At 41.7% G+C, this 22737-nt stretch carries 23 protein-coding genes; 19 read left to right on the plus strand and 4 right to left on the minus strand.

The genetic code is table 11. The features are described 5' to 3' along the window. Positions 1-143 precede the first annotated feature (143 nt). The 9 genes from DW091_RS00700 to DW091_RS00735 are packed head-to-tail and all read left to right on the plus strand — an operon-like array spanning position 144 to position 6253. Positions 144-1331 carry an MFS transporter gene (locus DW091_RS00700; protein ID WP_118517138.1) on the plus strand — a complete coding sequence of 396 codons (1188 nt, stop codon included), beginning with the start codon at positions 144-146 and terminating at the stop codon, positions 1329-1331. 12 nt (positions 1332-1343) lie between these two features. Continuing rightward, entirely contained in the window at positions 1344-2498 is a 1155-nt protein-coding gene (locus DW091_RS00705) for a uroporphyrinogen decarboxylase family protein (protein WP_118517139.1), read from the plus strand. Positions 2499-2522: 24 nt separating this feature from the next. Continuing rightward, the gene (locus DW091_RS20635; protein ID WP_263422100.1) at positions 2523-2645 is read left to right on the plus strand and encodes a hypothetical protein; all 123 of its coding nucleotides are present in this window, start codon (positions 2523-2525) and stop codon (positions 2643-2645) included. Between the two features lie 13 nt (positions 2646-2658). After that, a complete protein-coding gene (locus DW091_RS00710; protein WP_158577793.1) occupies positions 2659-3789 on the plus strand; it encodes a uroporphyrinogen decarboxylase family protein in 1131 nt (376 codons plus the stop codon). 14 nt (positions 3790-3803) lie between these two features. Beyond that, positions 3804-3965, plus strand: coding sequence for a B12-binding domain-containing protein (locus tag DW091_RS00715; protein ID WP_118517141.1), 162 nt, complete (start codon positions 3804-3806; stop codon positions 3963-3965). An 18-nt stretch (positions 3966-3983) separates the two neighbouring features. After that, positions 3984-4430, plus strand: a complete 447-nt coding sequence (locus DW091_RS00720) for a cobalamin-dependent protein (RefSeq protein WP_118517142.1) — start codon at positions 3984-3986, stop codon at positions 4428-4430. Between the two features lie 6 nt (positions 4431-4436). Next, positions 4437-5054: a GTP-binding protein gene (locus DW091_RS00725; RefSeq protein WP_118517143.1), complete on the plus strand. Its 618-nt coding sequence runs from the start codon at positions 4437-4439 to the stop codon at positions 5052-5054. Further along, positions 5055-5453 (plus strand): hypothetical protein, encoded by a 399-nt coding sequence (locus DW091_RS00730; protein WP_118517144.1) that lies wholly within the window; start codon positions 5055-5057, stop codon positions 5451-5453. Further along, a complete protein-coding gene (locus DW091_RS00735) occupies positions 5450-6253 on the plus strand; it encodes a dihydropteroate synthase (RefSeq protein WP_118517145.1) in 804 nt (267 codons plus the stop codon). Before DW091_RS00730 ends, DW091_RS00735 begins: the two co-directional genes overlap by 4 nt. A gap of 175 nt (positions 6254-6428) precedes the next feature. Here the strand turns inward: DW091_RS00735 and DW091_RS00740 are convergent, their stop codons facing one another. Genes DW091_RS00740 through DW091_RS19965 form a run of 3 tightly spaced genes read right to left on the minus strand, consistent with a single transcriptional unit; the run spans position 6429 to position 8947 of the window. Further along, entirely contained in the window at positions 6429-7619 is a 1191-nt protein-coding gene (locus DW091_RS00740; protein WP_118517146.1) for an MFS transporter, read from the minus strand. A gap of 9 nt (positions 7620-7628) precedes the next feature. Then, a complete protein-coding gene (locus tag DW091_RS00745) occupies positions 7629-8786 on the minus strand; it encodes a uroporphyrinogen decarboxylase family protein (RefSeq protein WP_118517147.1) in 1158 nt (385 codons plus the stop codon). A gap of 17 nt (positions 8787-8803) precedes the next feature. Then, complete coding sequence (locus tag DW091_RS19965; RefSeq protein WP_158577794.1) at positions 8804-8947, minus strand: hypothetical protein; 144 nt, start codon at positions 8945-8947, stop codon at positions 8804-8806. A 241-nt stretch (positions 8948-9188) separates the two neighbouring features. Here DW091_RS19965 and DW091_RS00750 point away from each other — a divergent pair, with 241 nt between their 5' ends. From DW091_RS00750 to DW091_RS00795, 10 genes are all read left to right on the plus strand, one after another. Further along, the gene (locus DW091_RS00750) at positions 9189-9851 is read left to right on the plus strand and encodes a TetR/AcrR family transcriptional regulator (protein WP_118517148.1); all 663 of its coding nucleotides are present in this window, start codon (positions 9189-9191) and stop codon (positions 9849-9851) included. A gap of 584 nt (positions 9852-10435) precedes the next feature. After that, positions 10436-11833 carry a hypothetical protein gene (locus tag DW091_RS00755; RefSeq protein ID WP_118517149.1) on the plus strand — a complete coding sequence of 466 codons (1398 nt, stop codon included), beginning with the start codon at positions 10436-10438 and terminating at the stop codon, positions 11831-11833. Positions 11834-12330: 497 nt separating this feature from the next. Then, the gene (locus DW091_RS00760) at positions 12331-13095 is read left to right on the plus strand and encodes a DeoR/GlpR family DNA-binding transcription regulator (RefSeq protein WP_118517150.1); all 765 of its coding nucleotides are present in this window, start codon (positions 12331-12333) and stop codon (positions 13093-13095) included. A gap of 248 nt (positions 13096-13343) precedes the next feature. Then, a complete protein-coding gene (locus DW091_RS00765) occupies positions 13344-14900 on the plus strand; it encodes an FGGY family carbohydrate kinase (RefSeq protein ID WP_096918561.1) in 1557 nt (518 codons plus the stop codon). 11 nt (positions 14901-14911) lie between these two features. Further along, the gene (locus DW091_RS00770; RefSeq protein ID WP_147365264.1) at positions 14912-15988 is read left to right on the plus strand and encodes a uroporphyrinogen decarboxylase family protein; all 1077 of its coding nucleotides are present in this window, start codon (positions 14912-14914) and stop codon (positions 15986-15988) included. 12 nt (positions 15989-16000) lie between these two features. Then, positions 16001-16804 (plus strand): methyltetrahydrofolate cobalamin methyltransferase, encoded by an 804-nt coding sequence (locus DW091_RS00775; protein WP_118517152.1) that lies wholly within the window; start codon positions 16001-16003, stop codon positions 16802-16804. Positions 16805-16819: 15 nt separating this feature from the next. Further along, positions 16820-17452 carry a corrinoid protein gene (locus DW091_RS00780; protein ID WP_118517153.1) on the plus strand — a complete coding sequence of 211 codons (633 nt, stop codon included), beginning with the start codon at positions 16820-16822 and terminating at the stop codon, positions 17450-17452. A 36-nt stretch (positions 17453-17488) separates the two neighbouring features. Beyond that, positions 17489-18418 (plus strand): hypothetical protein, encoded by a 930-nt coding sequence (locus tag DW091_RS00785; protein ID WP_118517154.1) that lies wholly within the window; start codon positions 17489-17491, stop codon positions 18416-18418. A gap of 141 nt (positions 18419-18559) precedes the next feature. After that, positions 18560-19624: a YdcF family protein gene (locus tag DW091_RS00790; protein WP_118517155.1), complete on the plus strand. Its 1065-nt coding sequence runs from the start codon at positions 18560-18562 to the stop codon at positions 19622-19624. A 152-nt stretch (positions 19625-19776) separates the two neighbouring features. Beyond that, positions 19777-20808 (plus strand): zinc-binding dehydrogenase, encoded by a 1032-nt coding sequence (locus DW091_RS00795; RefSeq protein WP_058693275.1) that lies wholly within the window; start codon positions 19777-19779, stop codon positions 20806-20808. A 55-nt stretch (positions 20809-20863) separates the two neighbouring features. On the opposite strand, the gene DW091_RS00800 is transcribed toward DW091_RS00795, so the two are convergent. Next, a complete protein-coding gene (locus DW091_RS00800; protein ID WP_118517156.1) occupies positions 20864-22474 on the minus strand; it encodes a BCCT family transporter in 1611 nt (536 codons plus the stop codon). Positions 22475-22737: the final 263 nt, after the last annotated feature.

The raw sequence follows: 22737 nt of genomic DNA on the forward strand, positions 1-22737 counted from the left end.
GGAGAAAAAAATGGAGAGAACATTTGACGATTTAATAAAAGCCTTGATGGAAGATGAGACATGGGAAGTCCCGGTAGAGGAACGGCCAATGTTTTTGAATGGGATTGAATGGACACTGAATGATCTTTAAAGGGGGAGTATAAATGTCAATTGAAATGTCAAAAGGAAAAACGATTTTATTTTTGATTACGTTGTTATTATCCAATATTGCAATTATGGGTGACAATGTAATGTACCCGATTATCAATAATATTTATGGGCAATTTCCAGATCAAGTTGGAGCAGTCAATTATATTGTTTCAGGACCGCTTTTAATAATTTTTGTTGTATCTTTAATTGCCAGCAAATTACTTAACCGTATTTCAAAAAAAACCATGCTTATTATCGGTGGCAGTCTGTTTGCAATAGCGACAATTTTTGGGGTAGCGGTTGATTCTGCTATGTATATGGTAGCAGCTCGTACTGTTTGTGGTATTGGACAGGCTTTAGTGAATGTTGCCGCCATGGCCTTGATTGCAGAAGTATATGTGGATGAAGAAAAACGTGCTTCGATTATGGGGATTTACAATGCGGTAATGGCAGGAATTGGAATGATCTTTGGATTGCTTTCAGGAATTTTAGCAGTTTCGGGATGGCAAAATGCTTATCGTATTTACTGGTCCGCTGTGCCGATGGTCATTCTGTTTATTTTATTTTTACCATATATTAAGCCAACTGGTGCGGAGGATGTAAAATCCAAAGAAAAAACAAAAAAAGAACCCTATGGTAAAAACTTTTGGATTATGATTGTCGGTTTGTGCATTGTCACAATTGTTTTCAATATGATTTCCTTTTACGGCTCTGTTTATGTTGCAGAGCATAGTCTTGGAAATGAAGCTTATGCGGGTGTTGTCAGTGCAGTGACAGCTTGCGGGAGTATGATCTTTAGTATGCTTTTTGGTGTTATTTATAAAAAGTTTAGTGGAAATACTTTGGTTGTCTGTAGTGTGATGTTGGCCATCGCGCTTTTAATGTTGATGTTTATTCCGAATCTTATCTTAACGCCGGTTGCGATGCTTCTAGTCGGTGGCGCGTATGGAATGGCTTTTGCTTTTTCTTATGCTCACGGAACTGCTCTGGCACCAACCCGAATGGATGATGCAATCGGAATTGCCACAGCGGCTTATGCGATTTCTGGTTTTGTATCTACTTACATTTCGACGTTTTTAATGAATATCTTTCACACAGAAGGAGCCATCACACCGACCTTTATTGTTCCATTAATTGTGATTGTTGTTTTTGCTATTGTCTATCCCTTTGTAAGCAAAAAAGGTAATACTATAAACAGGTAAAAGGAGAAGGAAATGAGTAAAGAACAGATTTTAAAAAAAAGACTCGAAAATTTTAAGAGGGCAACTAATCGTGACAATCCTGCCTACGTACCAGTAATGGCGCATCCAGCCCCTGGCGTTGTCGATTATGCAGGAACAACGTTGCGTGATGTTTTAGAGGATGAAGAAAAATGCGTCGATGCTTTGCTGAAGGTATTTGATGATCTTTATTGTGATGTGACCATTTCTTATGGATATGCTTATCTGCCGCATGCAAAAGATACTTTTGGGAAAGCTCAGAATATACTGGGACCAGATGGAATTACCATTGAACATCTTCAGGAATCGTTGATGGAGGAAGATGAATATCCAAAACTAATCAGTAATCCTGATATTTTTGTCTCGGATATTTTGTTAAAACGAAAGTATCCGGAAATTTTTACGGAAAATATGGATGATGTTAAAAGAAAGATGAAGACCGCTTTGTCGGATTTTTATAATGCTTATGTCTCTGTGCCAGACAAACTGACCGAACGTCTTCAGGTAGATTATGGTGTTCCTACCATCAATGATGGTTTTCTAATGACTTTTAATCCATTGGATATTATTTTTGATACTTTCAGAGGCTTCACTGGAACAGTAAAGGATTTAAGACGACATAAAAAAGAAGTGCATGAAGCTATTGACGTTTTATGGAATACTCGCTGTAGCCATCATGATAATGTGGGTGATTATCCCTATGCGTGTCAATGGCCGCATATTCCAGCATATATGAACAGAAAACAATTTGAAGAATTTTACTGGCCTTATGAAAAACAACTCATTGAAAATCTGGCGAAAAACGGAAATAAGCTGTATATGCTGGCGGAGGGTAAATGGATACAATTATTGGATTATTTCAGAGAAGTACCTAAAGACAGCGTAATTATACACTGTGACGACGATGACGTGATCAAAGTCTCTAAAAAGATTGGCGATTACCAGATTATTGCAGGAGGTGCAAATTTAGCCAGAACAAAAATAGCGGATAAACAAACCAATATTGATCATGCGAAGCGGGTCATTGATGAATGCGCAGGTACGGGGGCTTTCGTCTTTTGCATTGATAAAAACTGGACGTGCGCCGGGGATGTTAATCAGACGCTTTTGGATGTATATCAATTTGCTCATGAATATGGCAGATACTAAAAAGAGGAAGAAGGGAAAGGGAAAATGGAAGAAAGAAAATTTCAAGATATTATTGATGCATTGATGGCTGATGAAGAGTGGGAAGTACCGGCAGAAGAAAGACCCATACTTCTTGGTGAACTGGCATGGACCGTTTTGGACGCATAAAGGAGTGGTGGATATGTCTGTGAAAAAAATGACGCCTGTTGAACGCTACATGGCGGCTGTACGCTGTGAATCGGTAGACCGAACGCCATATGATACCCCCGATGCGCTGCTTATTGGGAAATATGCAGATGAAAGCTACACTCCGGGAGATCAATATTTAAGACCAGAGTGGGCAATGGATAAAATCATCGAAGGTGCTTTAAAATATGGCGGGGATACCATGCCGAACTATAATTATTATGCAGGTCTCTTTATGAAAGACGCCAGTGGAATTACTTATCTGACACCAGGAAAAGATATTGATAAAAATTTGGGACCAATGGCAGAAGAAAGTAATCCAATGACAGCGGAACATTATGATTTTATCATTAAAAATGGCATGCAAGCCTGGGTTGATGCTGTTGTGGCACCTACATGGACGAAAGAATACGATGAAGAGGAAGCGAGAGCTTTTGAGCTCATGGAAATTTTTGCACAAAAATGTACGGATGCTGGATTGCAAGGGATTGATCTGACCGGTGTTCCCTTCACATATGGTGCCACAACTTTTCTTTCTGTTGCCAGGGGATACAATCAATATTTAAGAGATATGCGCAAACATCCAGAAGCGCTTTTACAGATTTCAAAAATTGTTAATGATTGGGAGATAGAGAATGCAAAAATGATTTTTGGAAACGGTAGCTGGCCAGCATTTTTTAAAACCTCTTTAGGTCGTTGCGATACCGAAACAGTGCGGATGACAAACTTTGAAAAATTTGTATGGGAACCGACATTTGAGTATATTAATGATATGCTGATGGAAACGGATACGATATGGATACTACACATGGACGGCAATTATGATGAGGCTTCACATCTTCTGAAGCATTTAAGATCTAAAAAGACAATTGTTCAACTGGATGGTTTCACACATCATGAGCGTGTTGCGGATACCTTTGTTAAACATCAAATTTGTATGGAAGGGGATATACCGGCAGCGATGCTGACGATGGGAACACCAGAAGAGGTATATGATTACTGTATGCAGCTCAAACGCTTTTATGGACCAGGTTTAATTTTAAATGCAGGTTGCTGCCACCCAGCAAATACAAAGCTTGAAAACCTGGATGCCGTTCGAGAAGCCGCATATAATATGAATTATTAAAGGGGAGTAAAATAATGAATGAAAAAATCGTCAATGCAATGGCAGATTTAGAAGATGATGAACTGTACGAAGAAGTTGAAAAAGCAATTAAAGCCGGCGCAGAAAAATTAGAAATTATTGAAGATCTGCAAAAAGGAATGAGCATTGTGGGAGAACGTTTTTCGACAAAAGAATAATTTATCTCAGACCTATCCATGTCGGCAGAAATGTTTGAGGAATGCCAAAAGCTTTTTCCAGAGGATGAAGAAGATGGCGAGGCAAAATATGGTACTTTTGTTTTAGGTACAGTGTATAGTGATTTGCATGATATTGGCAAAAACATCGTATCCTCTATTTTTGAATGTAATGGATTTAATGTTGTAGATCTTGGAATTGATGTAAGACCAGAAAAATTTATTGAAGCCATTAAAGACTATAATCCAAAAGTGGTGGGGATGAGCTGCCTTTTAACCACCTCTTTTGATCCCATGAAAGATTGTGTGGAAAAAATAAGGGAAGCAGGACTAGACAAAGGTCGATTGATTTTGGTTGGTGGCAGCCCAATTGATGAAGAAATCTGTCGATATGCTGGTGCTGATGACTTTGTCAATGACGCGCAAGCTGGAGTAAATAAAGCCCTTGCTTTTGTAAAAGAGCAGTAAGCAATTATGAAGGTGATTATTTTAGGTGGTTTTCTCGGAAGCGGGAAAACCACCGCTTTATTATCGCTTGTGAAGTACCTTAATGTGCAAAAAGATCCAAGCAAAGAGGTTTCTACCGCTATTTTAGAAAATGAAATTGGGGAGATTGGTGTTGATGATCAGATACTGAGTTTTGGAGATTATAAGGTTTCTACATTGTTTTCTGGATGCATTTGCTGTACAATGGCCAGCGATCTGACGCAATGTATTAACACGATTACTCAAAAATATCAGCCGGAAACAATTCTAATTGAAGCGACAGGCCTGGCCTATCCGGATCGTATAGCGGACGTTATTTCAAAATATGCACCTGACTGCACAATGATAACGATACTCGTTTTAGTGGATGCTGAACGATGGGATGAAAACATAGATGAATTGTATGGAATGATGTCAAGACAAATTCATGCCGGAAACAGTGTGCTTTTAAATAAGACCGATTGTATCAATTTAGAAGATCAGGTTCGAATAATAAAAGAAATCAAAGCAATTCATCCAAAGGGGAATGTGCTATCGGTAAATGCCCGTAACGGGATCAGTAAAGAACAATGGAATGAAATATTAGGGAATGGGCAGGAGACTTAGATGAAAGAGCATCATTATTGTGATTGTGACGGTTGTAATGCAAATATGAAAATTGTGACACACGAAGGATTTGTGGCGGGCAGTTTTAAAATGGACAGCAGTTTACCGGCCGCTGCGGCAACAGAACAGCTGAAAAGCCAGATGGATGAGCTTGCCCGAATTTTAAGAGAACAAGGCGCTTGGGTTGGCCATATCAAGGCATCAATCCAAAGAGGGGACTATTTGGCAACATTATCTCTAACAAAAGATGAAGTTAATGTACAAAGCAGAGAAGGTTTGGAAACAGGCAAAACGTACATTCATTTTGCGAGTATTATAACAAGAATTAAGGTAGATCAGCTTGAAAAATTGCTGCACGATTTATATCACACACTAGAATACCAGGAGGAAGCCGTATGATTATTATTGGAGAAAAAATAAATGGCGCAATTCCATCAATCAGAACAGCCATCGAAGAAAAAAATGAGCAGCTTATTGGGGAAAGAGCAGAAGCCCAGGCAAAGGCAGGGGCTGATTTTATTGACTGTGCGCCGAGCACATCAACAGATATTGAATATGATACGATGGTCTGGCTGATTAATATTATTCAGCAAGTCACTGAAATACCAATTTGTATTGATAGCCCAAATGAAAAGCTATTAAAACGAATTTTTGAGGAAGGTCATGTAAAAAGACCTGGCATGATTAATTCTGTAAATGAAGAAAGGAGCAAATGTGAAACCATTTTTCCGTTGATTGCAGGAACAGAATGGGAAGTCGTTGGGCTAACCTGTGATCAAGAAGGAATACCAATGTCGGTGGAACGGAAAGTAGAAATTGCAAAAAGTATGATTGATAAAGCTGTGAAATATGGCGTCGCCTTAAATAAGCTTCATATTGATCCCTGTGTAATGGCCTTGTCTACGAGTGCTTCAGCTATGGAAAATTTTGAGGAGTGTATCATGAGAATCCACGAATATGCGCCGGAAGTAAAAGTAACAGGAGCCATCAGCAATATCTCTTTCGAGATGCCTGTGCGCAGTTTGGTAAATAAAAGCTGTATTACACTTGCCATAAAAGCGGGGTTAGATTCTGCGATCATTGATCCTTGTAATTTTGAAATGATTGGCACCATTTATGCAACAGAAGCCTTGACGATGAGAGATAAAAGTGGACGAAAGTATAACAGAGCTTTTCGGAAGGGAAAGTTTGGAATATAATTGACCTTTAAAAGCAGAAAAGGAAATTGTTGAATAATAAATTTAATTAAAATCCTTAATAATGCAGGGTAGAGATAGTGGAAGGTAATAATTATTTTATACAAATACTCTATCTCTACCCTGCGGATATATAAATAATTTTTGTTCAACGCTTATTTGATACTTTTTGGTAAAATCAAGCTTTTGTTTTTACGCTTTTTTGTGTTTTGATTTTAAATAAAATTTCAACTACTATTAATACGCAGCATATGGCGATAAGGATTGGCATGATATTTCTTAAAGATGAAGTGTGGAGGATTCCTTGTAGTAAAGAAGCAAGGTAAGTTGAAGCGAATGTTCCAATGCCTGTGACGGCTGAAATGACGCTGATTCCCGTCGAAATCTGTGAGGAATTAACAAACAGTGTTGCTTCCATCATTGCACAGTTTAAACCAATACCATAAGCGCCTCCAATAATAGCACAGGTAACCAGGGCTGGTAAAAGTGCGGGGGCAAAATATAAAACAGCATAGCATGAGGCAATTAGCACAAAAGAAAGAATCATTGAATTATGCTTCAATTTGTTATAAATTAACCCAAAAGCAATCCCAGCAAGTGCGCTGCCAACAGTTCCCAGTGATGAAAGGATACCTGTGATGGATTCATTACCAATGCCTGTTTCAGCAACGTATAAAGAAATTTGAAAATATACGATACAATAAACCATATTTAGGATGATAAAACTTATACATAATAGGGTGAACCGACTGTTAAAGAGCCTTTGATGTGGTGAATTCTGACGATCTTCTGTTTGCTCTTTTTCTGCTTGAGTTTTTGGAAGAGCAAGAATTAAAATAATCAAAATGGGTACACTTATCCAGTAGACTTTAAAAACGGACTGCCAGGCAAAAGTCGCAAATAATCCAGCTACAATACCAAGTAAAGCACCTACAATGGCCATGCCTGCATTATAGATTCCCATCATAAAGCTACGTGTTTTCTCGTCCTCGAAAATTTCGGATAAAAGGGCCATACTGCATGCGCCAATTATTCCCATTGAAGCACCGACGAAGGTTCTCATAAGTGCTATATAAAATATATTTTCGATTAGAATTCCTCCAATTGAGGAAATTGCAAATACTAAAAATGATGTAACAATAAGTGTTTTTTTATCAAAGATATGCATCAGCTTCGCAGATAAAAGAGAGGTAAGAACCATGACAAGGGCTGGTCCTGAAACAATATAATTTACAAGTGTTAGGTGATTACTAAAAACATCATAAAAACTTGCAACGGAAGGAACGAGTACCATATCGGCCATACATGCAACCGTTGATAGAATCAGTGCCAACATAAATATAATTGTTCTTGCGCGGCTTATTTTCATTGTGATCACCTAATATTTACCATTTTCAAGAACATAATCAATGACAGCATTGTAATTTTCAATATTTATGCTATCTAACGTAATAATTTCCTTATCAAAATTAAAGAAGTAGTTTCCTCCAGGCGCTAAAATGTCTAGAAGTTCTTTAGCTTTATCAATGCATTGTTGTTTTGTTCCCATTTTTAAAAGTGAGATAGGGTATAAACCAGAGATAATAAATTTATTTCCAAACTTTTCTTTAATGGTTTTCGGATCACCAAATTCGAAACGGAGCACAGTACCGGCTGGTAAATCTTGAAGCTTGTCAAAATGCGGTGTCCAATTGTTTTCAACAAATAATAAACTTCTTTGACCAGCTTGCGCGTAAGCGTCAACCTGCTTTTTAAAAGTGGGCCAATAAAAACGTTCAAAATCTTTTGGCTTCATGTAAGGCCCCATATGGAGATCTAATTCAATTCTTCCAAATTTACCAACGCCACCGGCAAGTCCCATTTTTATCAAAAGTGGGAGAAGTGCTTCACATGCAGCTTCTACCTTTTCAGGAAAACGGCGAAAATCCATGCTGATGCCTTTAAAACTGCGAAGCTGATCCGCCAAAAAGTCCAATGGGGTAGCAGCATAGCCACCTGGAGAGTGTTCAAAAAATCCGTAAGATTCTGTCAGTTCAGCAATCTTCCCATAAATAATGCCCATGCACTCATTTGAGTAACTAACATATTTTCCTAAAGCGAGTGCAGATTGCATTTTATTCCCACGAAGTGATTTATAATGATTAGGGATAATTTTTTCTACTAAACAATCATATGGCTTTTCAATAAGGTAATCATAGTCGTCAACAGACATTCCGACGACTTCTGGATGTTGAATAACGCCGCTTGAACCCATTATAAAACTTTGGGAATCTAAGATCTGATAACCGCCTGCTAATCGAGAATGATAGCTTGGAAATAGATCTCCTTTATTAAAATTTTTACATAGAATTTCAAATGCTTCAGCGATCATATTCATATCATATTGGGCTTTAAGCAAATTCATGCCGGCGTATTCGATTGCAAAATCAGATGATATGCACGCGACATCAATAGGAACTCTTTTAGGTGTTTTACCGTTGAGAACATCTTCATAAATCGATTGTCTTTCTTCAAATATTTGTTTGGTTGTTGACATTTTTATTCCCTCCACATTTAAACAAGCAACATCATGATGGTGTTGAACATCAAATCTTCTGAAAGTACAAGCGTGTCTTTCATTGCAAAGGACATCTCTTCCGTTACTTCTGGATGATTTTTTAAAAATTCATCATAATTTAAATAATACTGGCTTTCCATAAAATCTCACTTTCTTCTTTTACATTTTAGTATTTACTAAATTTAGTATTTACTAAAATATTAGCAGAAATTTTTTTATTTGTCAATTGGTTTTGTCTAAAAAATATTAAAAAACTAATTTTTACTATAATTCACTATTTTTTATATGAACAATAGATAGTAAAATTTATAAAAATATAAATTTGCAATTTACTAAAATTCTTGTTAAAATATTGATTACATAAAACAGGAGATAAACCAAATGGCAGACTATAAGAATGGACTGGACACAAAGAAGCAAATTATTAATGCGGCCAAAAAGCTTTTCTATGAAAAAGGATATGAGGAAACAACAGTTTCAGAAATTTGTAGACTGACAGGCATTAATCAAGGGTCAGTCTACTATCATTTTAAGACAAAAAAAAATATAAAGCATACTTTAGCAAAAATAGTCGGAGAAGATACAATACGGAAGAATTATGAAGAAGCTAGACAGTTTACACAAGATGTTTATGAAGTTGTCCTTTTAGGAAATTTTTTCTTTTGGTATAAATTCTTTTCAGACGATCACTATAGAAAATTTTCAATCATGTCATTTAATGAGACTTTACATGATGATACCGTTTGGTATCAAGAGCTTATTTTTAGTTTTCTTCATGAAGAATCGGTTAAACGCAATATAGAAGATCATAATGAAAATAATGATGCTCTTAATATTATCGCGGCTATTGGAAGCGATGTAATGCTTGTCCAATACTTTGCTGAACATTTAGAAAAATACGATTACTTATATGTAGCAGAGTATAGTATGAAACTTTGGAGCAAAATTTTCTCGATTGACAGTAAATTTTTTCAATTAAAAATAGAGAGAATAAAGAGACTCCTTAAATTAGTAAATTTAAATCATTTAGAGTGCATGTTATAATTTTATTTTTTAGATGATTTACACTATATAATTAGCAAGATGATTCAAGAAAAAGAATTAAAGATTAGTAAACTGATTATTCAATAATTAAGTTGAATATGATATACTACAAACATAAAAAGGAAAATGTAAGATTAAGTTCATTTAATAAAACGTACGATACCAGATTGATAACAAAAAAAGAAAAACTAAAAAAATTGAGAAGAAGATGTACGATATATCGTTTAGATTGGAAATAATAGACACAAGATATAGCGAAGAATTTCTTGATTCATCGAATGGGAATAGAGAAGAAAACTCCCAAACCAAGTATTTATAAGAGGTTTGGGAGTTTTTTTTATCTAGGTTTCTTACCTTGCTTTAGAAAGGTCTTATTGTAGCATGAACATATAGAAATACAAATTGGTTTCAATTCGCAAAAGAGCTGGAGGAAAACCAAAATGAAGATTATGGGGTTATTTAAAAAACTGTAAAGAACGCAGAGGAAATATGTATTAGCGATAAATAAAGAAATATGATGAAATTATGAAAAAATAGTTTAAGAAATTGAAAACATATTGAATATTTAATGGAGGTCAGAATTTATGAAGATTATAGGTAAGCTTTTCGGTCTGGAGGATGAAGATATTAGGTTTGTTATGGTAGATGATGTAATAACTTTGATAACTGAAATGGATATTAAAGAAATGCTATTATCTTCGAGTCAAAATTTTGATCTAATATATGGTGAAACAAATACGAATAGAAATATTTTATTTTTTGATGTGAATTATCAAAAAAGAAATAATATATCAGCTGCAGGGTGGGCGATTTCTAAAAATAATTTGGAACCTGATAGCTTAAAGAATTTTGATGCAATATCTTTTTCAAGTAAGGCATTAGATGCGTTTTATTCACCCAAAAAAGCTTTTATGTGGGAAAAGAATGCAGAAAAAATGTGGGGTGATAATGAGAAAAACAGAATACCTTTTCTCATTACGCGTGAGTTTGAAGAGTACGGAAAAGATTTTGATGTAGAAATAGAAGGAATAAAAATACATATAAAATTTGATATCCGTATTAGTTATAATATGCGAAAAAATATACGTGGAATCGGAGAGGCAATCCCATGCATGCAGTTTCAATTTTCGGAATCTCAGGATATCAAAGAGTTGCCTAAATTTTATTTATTTGCATTTGATCTAATGAAATTTTTGAGTTTCAGACAAAATATATGTTTTGATAAAATAGTCTTGAAAAGATTAATAGTAGATGGAGAAAATGCTGGTAAATATAACGATAGTGCAGAAGTGCACTTTTATGCAAATTCAGAAGCAACAAAATACAACCTGACTGAAAGAGAAATAATAACAATAGATGATATTGGAGATGCTTTTCCAGTATTATTTCAAAATATAGCTAGGAGAAGAATTGATGGAATAGTTGACGATTTATATATTCCTTTAAATAATGATGATGCAAGGACTGTAAGTTATTCATCATTTTTATCGGCAGCGTTATCTTTTGAAGGAGAGTATTCAAGGTTATATCCTGAAGAAGAATCCAAAACAGATAAAGTATTTGAAGAAATTAAGAAAAATGTCCTTAATTATATAGAAAAACAAAAAGCACTGTTTGAAAATAGTTCTGGCAAAGAATCAAAAAGTGCAAAAGAAATAATTGAACAAATGGAAAACCAAATAAAAAATTTGGATTCTTCTTTAGAAAAAAAATTCAATAGAGCAATTAAGAAAAATAAAGATATTATAAAAGAATTTATTGAAAGAATTGAAAAACTTGAACTCCAAAAAATAAAAGAGATTAATTGGGGTGAGTGTTTGAGTAAAATGAGAAATCATATAGGGCATGGTAATCCATTGCTGATAGAACAAGAGCATGTTGCAGTGTTTCGTATTACTAGATGTCTGATCTATGTTTTGATATTAAAGGAATGTGAAGTAGAGAATGAGAAAATCAAATATATTATAGAAAAATTATTTTAAAATAAATTGATAAGATATCGTTTGATTAATGGCTTGATTTAACCACATAACATAGTAATCTATTGTACAATTATTAAAGAGATTGGTAAGTTTAATTGTTATGATAGACAAAGCAAGAATATAAAATAGAGCGTGAAATAATAGCAATTGAAAGTATGTAGATGAAACTGCTGTGAAATGAATTCAAATAGGAAAATCAAGAAGATAACAGCAGACTATAAAGTAAGATAGCTTTTCAAAAACAATAAGTTCTTGAAAAGCTATTTTTTAAGCCACTAGCAAAAAATTAGATTAATCCCTTTTACGCACTCGTACACCCTACCAATAATTCCTAAACGTCTCACCCCTCTGCTCTCAAACCAGCAGAAAGTAAGTAGGTATAGTCTCTCTGGTGTCAACGCGGCGGTTTCAGACAAGCCATTAAAATCTTTCCTCCCCTTGTCTTACCTTCAAAAAAATGCTAGAATGAATTTACTATAACAGGCAGGTGGTAACCCATGTTTGAAGAGCAGAGAATTGACAAAATAAAAAAATATTTGCTGGAGCACCGGAGCGCAGACTACAAGACCCTGTGTGAGGCAGTGCCGGCCAGCCTCTCGACGGTCCGGAGGGATGTTGACAAGCTGGCGAAGCAGGGCTTCCTCGAGAAAAAGCGCGGCGGTATGGTGCTCAGCGATACTCAGATCAACCAGGTGTTCTATGAAAATGCCGATGACCTGATTGGGCTGAAAACCGAGGTAGGCTACGCGGCAGCGGGACTGGTGCAGTCTGGCGATATTATATTCATCGGCGCCGGGAACAGCTGCTGGCAGATGAGCAAATTTATTACAGCCGAAAACATCACAGTGGTAACGCACAGCTTTAACGTGGTTATGGAGCTGGCGTCAAAGCCCAATATCCGTCTGATCTTTCTGGGCGGCGATGTGGAAATCGAGAGTAAGAAGTATTTTACCTCGGGCTCCTTTGCCCAGGAAACCCTTAAAAATATTTATATAGAGAAATCCTTTATAACGGTCAATGGCGTGTCCGAGGATTTTGGCTATACCATCAACAACAACTACCTTGCCGAGATATATACCATGCTCTTAAAATTTTCAGACAAAACTTATGTGCTGGCCGATGAAACCAAATTTGGCAAGCGCGCGTTTCGAAAAATCTGTGAATTTGACGCTGTTGGGCATATTATCACCACGACCGGTTATCCAGAGGAATATCAAAAGGCATTTGATGAAATGCATGTTGAGGTCATTACGAGCCGCTGACGGAGTAAAGCTCCGCAGCGGTTTTTATTTTTATAAAAATGTCAAAACATGTCAAAAATAGATCTATATATTTCAAATAATATCGTAAAAATGAAATTATTTGAAAAAATATGTTGACAATCACGTCAAAATAGACTAAAATGTGGTCATGAGATGTTGAAAAACACATCTAAATGGACAAACTGATCAGAATGTTTCAAAATGTATCAAGGAAGATGTAGTATTAAAAAATATAAGGGGATTAAAAAATGAAGGGCTATTTAACATTAGGAATCGATATCGGTACATCAAGTGTAAAAGCGCGGGTGCTGGACACCCGGACCAATCAGATTGTGGCTAAGGGCTTCCAGACGCATCCGCTGCTGCTCTCAAAGCCGGGTTATGCCGAGCAGGAGGGAGACAGCTACTGGTCCGCTGTAAAATCAGCCATCCGCCAGTGTCTGGACTGCGGCATTGACGCGGAAAACATTGCGGGCGTTGCTCTTTCAGGGCTGGTGGGGGTAATGCTGCCCATTGATAAAGACGGCCGCCCGGTGCGCCCGGGGATGATCTGGATGGACGCCCGGGCCGAGGAGGAATGTAATGAAATCCGTGAGCGTGTGGGCGAGGAGGTTATCAACTACAACAACGGTAACCGCATTGCCTGCTGGTTCATCGAGCCAAAGGCGTTATGGATGAAAAAGCATGAGCCGGGACTTTTTAACAAGACTTATAAGCTCTTATCACCTGCAGGCTACTGCACCTACCGGCTCTGTAAGGAATTTACCATCAATAAGGGGGACGCTGGTCTATTCTATCCCTTCGATTACCAAAAGGGTGAGTGGAACACAGAGCTGGCAGAAAAAATCGGCGTTCCCATTGATAAATATCCAAAGATCTATGACTGTGACGAGGTGGTCGGCACTGTGGATGACGAAGCCGCTGCCGAAACGGGCTTAAAGAAGGGTACCATCGTAGTGGCCGGCGGTACAGACATCAGCTCGGCTGCTCTGGGCTGCGGCGTCACCAAGGCTTATCAGGCGTATTACTCCATGGGCACAGGCTCCAACCTGGGGATCATGATTCCCACACCGGAGCGCAAGGAAGAATTCCGGATTCTCAAGTGGCCTCATGTTATTCCGGGGCTGACCATGTTCGATGCGCCCATGGCCTTTACCGGCGCTTCGCTCAACTGGTTTAACGGCACCTTCGGCGGTCACGAGCAGGTTGTTGCGAAATCGACCGGGCAGAATGTTTTCAGTCTCTATGACGCCGAGGCGGCAGCCCAGACTAAACCCGGCGCCGGCGGTCTTTTATACCTGCCTTATCTCGGGAACACGCTTTCACCTCACTGGAACCCCAACTCAAAGGGCGTATTCTTCGGCGTTACCCTGAGCACCAGCCGTGAAGATATGATCCGCGCGCTTATGGAGGGCGTAGCCTTTGACCTGTACTCCAACATCAAGATTGCCCAGGCCTCCGGCGCGAAGATTGATGGGCTGACCTTAAACGGCGGCCCCACCAAGAGCAGATTCTGGAACCGTATTACCGCGGATGTCACAGGCATTCCGCTGAGCACCACCAATGTGGATGAAGCTGCGCCGCTGGGCGACGCCATTCTGGCAGCCAAGGGGGCAGGGCTTTGTGACAGCATTATTGCCATGTCTAAAGATATTGTCAAGGTGACCGAAACCATTGAGCCGGATATGAAAAATCATGAAATGTATCAGGATTTCTTCGGCATCTGGCAGCGTGTATATGAAAACCTGAAAAAGGAAATGGACGACCATCATCAGCTGTTATTCAAATATAATTTTACAAAATAGGAGTGAATATTGTGAATTCTAGAGAGCGTGTGCAGATGGCGCTGCACCATGAACAGCCGGACCGGGCGCCCATCAATTTCCGGTCAACAGATATTGTGGCAGAAAATTTAGGAAAATACTATGGAAAAAGCTATGACGAGCTGCTGGAATACTATCAGGTGGATTTTAGAGAGGTGATCCCGCCTTATGTGGGACCGGCTTTCGAAAAATCCGCGGACGGCACCTTTTATGACGAGTGGGGGGTACGCCGCAGGGAACGCATCACAGGCCACAGCCGTGATTTATACGTAGACCTCAACCCTCTGGGCGATGTGGAGGACGATGACGATATGGATAAGGTTCTCGGCTATAAGTGGCCGACGCCTGACGCCTATGACTACTCGGCTGTGGAAAGGCTGTGTGACCAGTACGAGGGCTACGCGATCTGTGGCCCGGGCATCCACTGCGAGGGCTATCACGGGGTTTTCCATCAGCTGACTTACCTTTTCGGCATGGAAAATGCCATGATCCTGCTCATGTCTGAGGAGGAAATGATGCAGGAGGCAGTCCGCCGCGTTACAGACTTCTGGGTGGGCTATTATGATCGGCTGCTCACCGCTTCCAAGGGCAAAATGGACTTTATCTTTTACAAGGATGACATGGGGACTCAAAACAGCCTGATGATCAACCGGGATGTCTTTATGACCTACTTTGCGCCTGGACTCAAGGAGCTGTGCGATATGGCGGACAGCCACAACGCGACACTGATTTACCATACCTGCGGCTCTGTTATGCCGCTGATCCCGGATTTTATCGACGCAGGCGTCAGGGTTCTTGACCCGATCCAGACCTCGGCTAAAAACATGGACATTCATGTGCTCAAGGAAAAATTTGGGGATAAGCTCACCTTCCACGGCGGTATGGACACCCAGCAGGATCTGCCGAACCTCAAGCCTGATGCGATCCGTGAGCTCACAAAGGAAACCCTTTCTGTGCTGGGGAAGGATGGCGGCTATTTTTTCAGCCCAAGCCACCGTATCCAGCAGGATACGCCCCTTGAAAACATTGACGCCATGTATGATGTTGCATTGAACTGGAATGAATACTAAAGAGGTGAAACCATGATTATTATCGGAGAAAAAATAAACGGCTCGATTCCATCTGTGGCAAAAGCCATTGAGGAGAGAGATGCGGTATTTTTGCAGGAGCTGGCTGAAAAGCAGAGCGCTGCCGGCGCGGATTTTATTGACGTCTGCGCTTCGGTACCGGAAAAGCGCGAGGCAGAAACCCTGAAATGGATGATCGAGGCGGTTCAGGCCGTCACAGATACACCACTGGCTGTGGATAGCCCGTCGCCGGAGATCCTAAGAGAAGTGCTGCCACACTGCAATGAAGAGGGGCTGGTCAATTCTGTGTCCCTTGAGGGGAATAAGATTGATATTATTTTTCCAGCCATCGCGGATACAAAATGGGAATGTGCGGCGCTGCTCTGCGACGATTCTGGTATTCCCAAAACAGCGGAAAAGCGGCTGGAGATTTTTGAAGCCATTATGGATAAGGCAAAAGCATATGGTATAGCGCCGGGACGTATTCATATCGACCCGCTGGTGGAAATGCTCTGTGCGTCTGAGGACGGCATTGAGACCGTCACAGAAACCATCCGGGAAATTAAAAAGCGGTACCCGTCAGTCCATGTGACCGGCGCTGCCAGCAATATTTCTTTTAATCTGCCTGCTCGCAAATACGTGAACCAGGGCTTTATGATTCTGGCCATGAACGCGGGCATGGACAGCGCCATTCTGGACCCGCTGAATGCGGACATGATGGGCCTGATCTACGCGGCTGAGGCACTGCTGGGTGAGGATGAATACTGCATCGAGTATATCAACGCTTATCGTGACGGCTTGTTTGGAAATGTGAAATGAAAAGAGGTTAAAATAATGATGAAAATTGATGAAATCAGCCAGGCGGTTGAAAAGGGGAAGAAAAAAATTATAGCCGGTCTGGTACAGGAAGCCCTGGACGAGGGCTGCGACGCAATGGATATTTTAAACACAGGCATGATCGGCGCCATGGACAAGGTAGGGGAAAACTTTAAAAATGGCGATATCTATGTGCCGGAAATGCTCATCGCGGCAAAGACCATGAAAAAAGGGGTGGACGTCTTAAAACCGCATTTGTCCACAGGCGCCACCGGTTCCATGGGGAAATACATTCTGGCTACCGTCGAAGGGGATCTTCACGATATTGGAAAAAATCTGGTGGGAATGATGATTGAAAGTGCCGGCTTTGAGGTGATCGACCTGGGCGTCGATGTGAAAAACGAAGTGATTATCGAGGCTATCCGTCAAAATCCAGACGTTAGAATTGTGGGGCTTTCTGCCCTTCTCACAACCACCATGCCCGCCCTTGGCGACGCGGTGGCAGCGATCAGGAGCTCGGATGTCGAAAAGAGTTTTAAGATTATGGTCGGCGGTGCGCCAGTCACCCAGGCTTTTGCCGATGAGATCGGCGCAGATGCTTTTGCGGAGGACGCAGGGTCTGCCGCAAAGGTAGCGAAGGAAATCGCATAGCGGTTGATTAGAGGATAAATAAGGGGATTTGATAATATGGATATTTTGATGTTAATTGCCGCCTTTGGCGGCGGCGTGTTCGGTGCGTGTATCGGCGGGGTAACAGCATTTATTTTTACAGGGATTACTGTTGTTGCAGCTATTCTTGGAGGGGCGGCCGGTGCGCCGATGATACCCTTTGTCAGCTTTGGCTCGTGGTTTGGGCCGCATATTTCTTTCTGCGGCGCGGCGGCCGCCGGCGCTTATCTTATGCGCAGGGGAAAGATGGAGAGCGGCGCAGATATTATTACGCCACTGTGTAAATACAATGACGGCGCTGCGCTGCTGGTCGGCGGGGTGTTTGGCGTTGCCGGCTATCTCATTGAGTTTGTAATCTCGGACCTGTTCGGGGTGAATGTGCTCAATCTGGCAGGCTGGACTGATACAGTCGCCATCACTGTGTTCTTAAACGGCCTGCTCACCCGCCTCACACTTGGGACGAGCGGCTTCCTTGGAAAATGGGAAGGAGAGAAGCATGTCTTCCTGCCAGATAAAAACAGATTTACCTTTCTTCTGATGCTGGGCGCCGGCAGCAGCCTGCTGGTAGGCTGTATCACCGTGGCGCTTGGGCAGATGGGGCTTGACGGCTCTCAGGAGGCCATGTACCTGTTTAACAACATGGGTTCTTTTGCCTTTGGGATTGCGGCAATCTGTTTTTTGTGGCTGCCCATGAAGCTGCCAATGGAAAACCTTCACCAGATCATTTTACCGGCGGCGACGACGGTGCTCACAGTTTTTGCGGTAACTCAGAATGCTGTGCTGTCGATTATCGGCGGTGTTATTATCGGTATGATCGGCGCTGTGCTCTGCGACATCGCGGCCCGTACCTTCAATACGAATGCCGACAGTCATATCGACCCGCCGGCCTTTACCATCGCTGTGCTGCAAATTTTTAATTTTTCGATTCTGCCAATGCTTCTGGCATAATTATAATGCTCCCTAATTAAATTATCATATAAAGAGGAACGCCTGACATCAGGCGTTTTTCTTTATGTAGCGCTTTACGCGGTAGGAACAATATCGAAATGGGTATAAAGATAATAAAAGTTGAAAATAAGGAGAAATACGATGCTCTTATATGTGATTAATCTCATTTATCTTTTATTCTTTCTGCTTGTGTACTTGCAGGATAGAAGAAGGCTGATCAATGGATTTTTGTTTTTTATCTTATTGATGATCAGCGGCCTTTCACTCATCATGCTGGCCAGTGAGACGGGAAACCCGTTTTTATTTTTCCTGGTGGTCATTATCGGGATAATTGTCACCCTGATTTTACTGACGGGTGTATTTATTATTTTGGCGATTTCCTTTTACAGCGCGGTGACGCTGCTGAGAAAGGAAGGGCGGAGCAAAGCCAATCTGCTCAGTCTTCTGGTGGGCATTGGTATTTTGCTGTGGCTGTTTTTGGGAATGGTTTCCTTTAAAAACGTCGAGATCAATGATGTGCTCTCAGTTATTATGCTGCTGGTCAACACAATTTTATTATACCTGCTGCTGATATTTTCGAATTTTATCCTTTCGTCCTTTATTTATGGGATTTACAGGCCGCTTCTCAGGCAGGACTATATCATTGTGCTGGGCTCTGGCCTCATCGGGGGTAAGACCGTTTCGCCATTGCTGGCCGGCCGGATTGACCGGGCCCTTAAGGTTTACAGAAGACAGGCGGCCAGGAAAAAGAATCCGCCCATGCTCATCATGTCTGGCGGCAAGGGAGGCGACGAGCAGATTGCCGAGAGCGAAGCCATGAAACAGTACGCCTTGGAGCAAGGGATTTCAGAGGATCATATTCTGGTCGAGGACCAGTCTAAAAATACCTATGAAAATATGCTGTTTTCCAGACGGATTATCGAGAGCCGGGAGCAGGATATGAAGCATCTGCGTATTTTGTTCTCAACTTCGAATTACCATGTGTTCCGCGCGAGTATATATGCCCGAAAGGCAAATCTCAAGGCGCAGGGGATTGGCGCGAAAACAAAATTTTATTTTTGGTATAACGCTCTGCTTCGGGAGTATGTGGCCATTCTGGCAATGCATAAAAAGACCCATATTATCTGCATTCTCATTTTAGTGGTAATTGTGGGACTCGCAAGCCTGCTGATGCACAATCCGGAAATTGTGACTCGGTTTATTTAAAAAATTGTATTGCTTTTCTTCTGAGACTATGCTAATATACCTATTAAAGAACTTACGTTATTATGTAATTACATTAAAACATGAATCTGCGTGTTGTTTTCATTAGGGGAAATACAATAGGGCGCAGGCATGATCCAGAGGAGGAGTTAATAATGAGAACATTCGTTGTTGGAAAAGACGGAAGCATGTCACTTGAAGAGGTAAATAAGCCAAAATATGATGCGCATCAGGCATTGGTTAAAACAATTGCCTGTGGTATGTGCGGTACAGATGTAAAGCTGCTTCACCGCACCTTTAAAGGCTTTCCGGAATCGGTATACCCCATTATGCTGGGCCATGAAGGCGTGGGCGAGGTCGTTGAAGTCGGCGCAGAGGTAAAGGGGTTAAAACCTGGCGATAAGGTGCTGCTTCCCTTTGTTGATCCAGACCCGGAAAACCTGCCCGGACTGGGCTCGGGCTGGGGTGCGCTGAGTGAGTACGCTGTAGTATGCGACCCGCTGGCTTATCCTGAAGGAGAAGCGCCGGAATGCGCCTTTGCCCAGACAGTGCTTGATGACGACTTGGACCCGGTAGACGCGGTCATGATCATTACCTTCCGCGAGGTTTTATCCTCCATCCGTTACTTCGGTATCCAGCCCACCGATTCTGTTGTGGTCTTTGGCTGCGGTCCGGTTGGGCTGACCTATATGAAGTTTATGAGTCTGCTGGGGGTTAAAAACCTGATTGCCTGCGATATTGTGCCGGAAAAGCTGGAGCAGGCCAAAGCGCATGGCGCCACATATCTGATCAACAGCAGGGATCAGGATGTGCGGGAGGAAGTGCGGAAGATTTTCCCGGAAGGCGTAGATTTTGTACTGGACGCTGCCGGCTCACCGGCCATTGTAAACCAGGGCATGGGGTTGATCAAGGACCGTGGGGCAGTGCTGTGTTACGGCGTGCCTGAAAAGGAAGAAATTACCATTGATTTCAGCCAGGCCGATTACAACTGGCGTGTTATTTACCAACAGATGCCAAGAAAAAGCGAAGAAGGAAAAGCCCATGAGCAGGTTCTGGAATGGATGCGCTCTGGGCAGCTGGAAATTAAAGATTTTATTTCGGATTACTTTAAGTTTGACGACAGCATCGCAGCCTATGAAAAGCTGCTGGACCGCAAGATAATGAAAAAAGGGATTATTACATTTTAGATGACGCGTATGCAAAAGAGGCAGCCGCTCTTTCACAGGGCCGCTGCCTCTTTTTTTACTCTTTTGCAGGTATTTCCGGTGCTGGAAACTCCGGAGTTTCTGCTTCTGTTTCCTTTACTATTTTATCTTCGACATCATTGCCGGACAGCTTCCAGCCATTCTTTTTAATATCCTTGAAAAAGGACAGAGCCATCAGCGCGATGATCGCAAGGGCGGGGACGCCGCAGATGACTGTGATGGTCTGGAAGGGTCGGATGCCGCCGATCATCAGCAGGGCGATGCTGATGACGCCAATACACAATGACCAGAAAATTTTGATCCAGGAAGGCGGTTCCTGACCGCTTTTCAGTACCTTGGTAGTGGACATGGCCATGCTGTAGGCGTTGGCGTTTAAGAGGGTCTGCATACAGATATTGGCAAAGATAAAGAGTACAGGCATAAGGATACCGGCAAAGGGGAGGTATTTCCAGATGGCTGCGATGGCAGCGCCCTGTCCGCCCTCAGCGAGGATCGCACCAAGATCCAGCCCCTGCTCCAGGAAGGTATTGATAGAGAAGCCCTGGAACACGATAAAGAACATATATGTACCGATGACCGTGGCGCCCAGAAGCCCCAGAACAAGCTCACGCACAGTACGCCCCTTGGAGATACGGCCGTAGAATACCCCGTTTTGGATGGACATGGTAATGTACCAGGCGTAATAAAAGACTGTCCAGTTTTGGGGAATGCCGGATTTGGCATAGGGGTCTGTGTTGCAGACAAGGTGGAGGGTGTTCTGCATGAGCATGCCCAGACCGTCTGTAAAGCTGTTGAGCATGAAGAAGGACGGCCCGAAGAGCAGAACGAAAACCAGAATCCCAAAGCCAACGTACACGCGGATATTGCTGAGCAGGCCGATGCCCTTTTTAAGCCCGGCGAACAGAAGGATCGCCATGATAATGCTCCAGGCCATGATCAGGACAATAGAGACGATAAAGGGCGGTTCATAACCGATAATGTTGGTAATGATGGCGACCAGAGTAGGGACATTGACGCCCACGCAGGTCACGACAGAGGAGAGCAGGGCGACAATATAAATGATGTCAATGGTTTTACCAAGACCGCCCCGGGCGCGTTTTTTGCCAATCAGGGAAATGCAGGCTGTGCTCGGCAGGGTATCGTCCACCTTTTTACAGTAAAACTGATAGGCGAAGAGAACAGCGATCAATGCATAGCCCAGGTAGAATACAGGTCCCCAGTGAAACAGCGGCATCATGGCAGCCTGCTGGAGAGCTTCCACTGTGCCGGCCTCAACGCCCCACATGGGCGACTGGTAGGTGTAAAGCCACTCCACGCTTGTCCAGGTGAGCACGCCGAGCCCAGCGGCGCCGGTAAAGATCATACCCAGCCAGGAGAGGGTAGAATACTCAGGCTTTTCATTGCCGAAGCGTTTCTTGCCGAGCGGTCCAAAGGCCAGGATGAGTACAACGACGATGAGCGCCAGATAGTACCAGTCAAACAGCCAGGCAAATTTATCTGTGATAAAGGAAAAGACCGTTTCCAGTACATTACCGGCCACCGTCGGGTTGGACATAACCACAGCTGTCAGCAGTACGGTAAAGATAAGCGGTGGAAAAAAGGTCCAGCCGTTAACCATGGAAAAAGGTGATTTTTTGTCAGATTTCATTTTGTTTTCAGGCTGCTGCAGCTTAGGCCCGCAACAGCCTTCCCCCTTCTTATATTTTCTTACTGACTATCTATAAACACGCAATAAACATGCCAAAGCAGTAAAGGGGAAAAAGGGGGAGATTTCAAGGATTTTAAAATGATTTTCCGAAAAGTGATGAGTGAAAATCACTCGAATGAATGATTTTTACTCGCATCAAAGCAAATATGGACTGGTCTGTATTTGAAAAAAAGCGTCTAAACGCCCTGCAATGGGCTTTTTTG

This window comes from Eubacterium sp. AM05-23, assembly GCF_003477535.1.
GTDB lineage: Bacteria > Bacillota > Clostridia > Eubacteriales > Eubacteriaceae > Eubacterium > Eubacterium maltosivorans.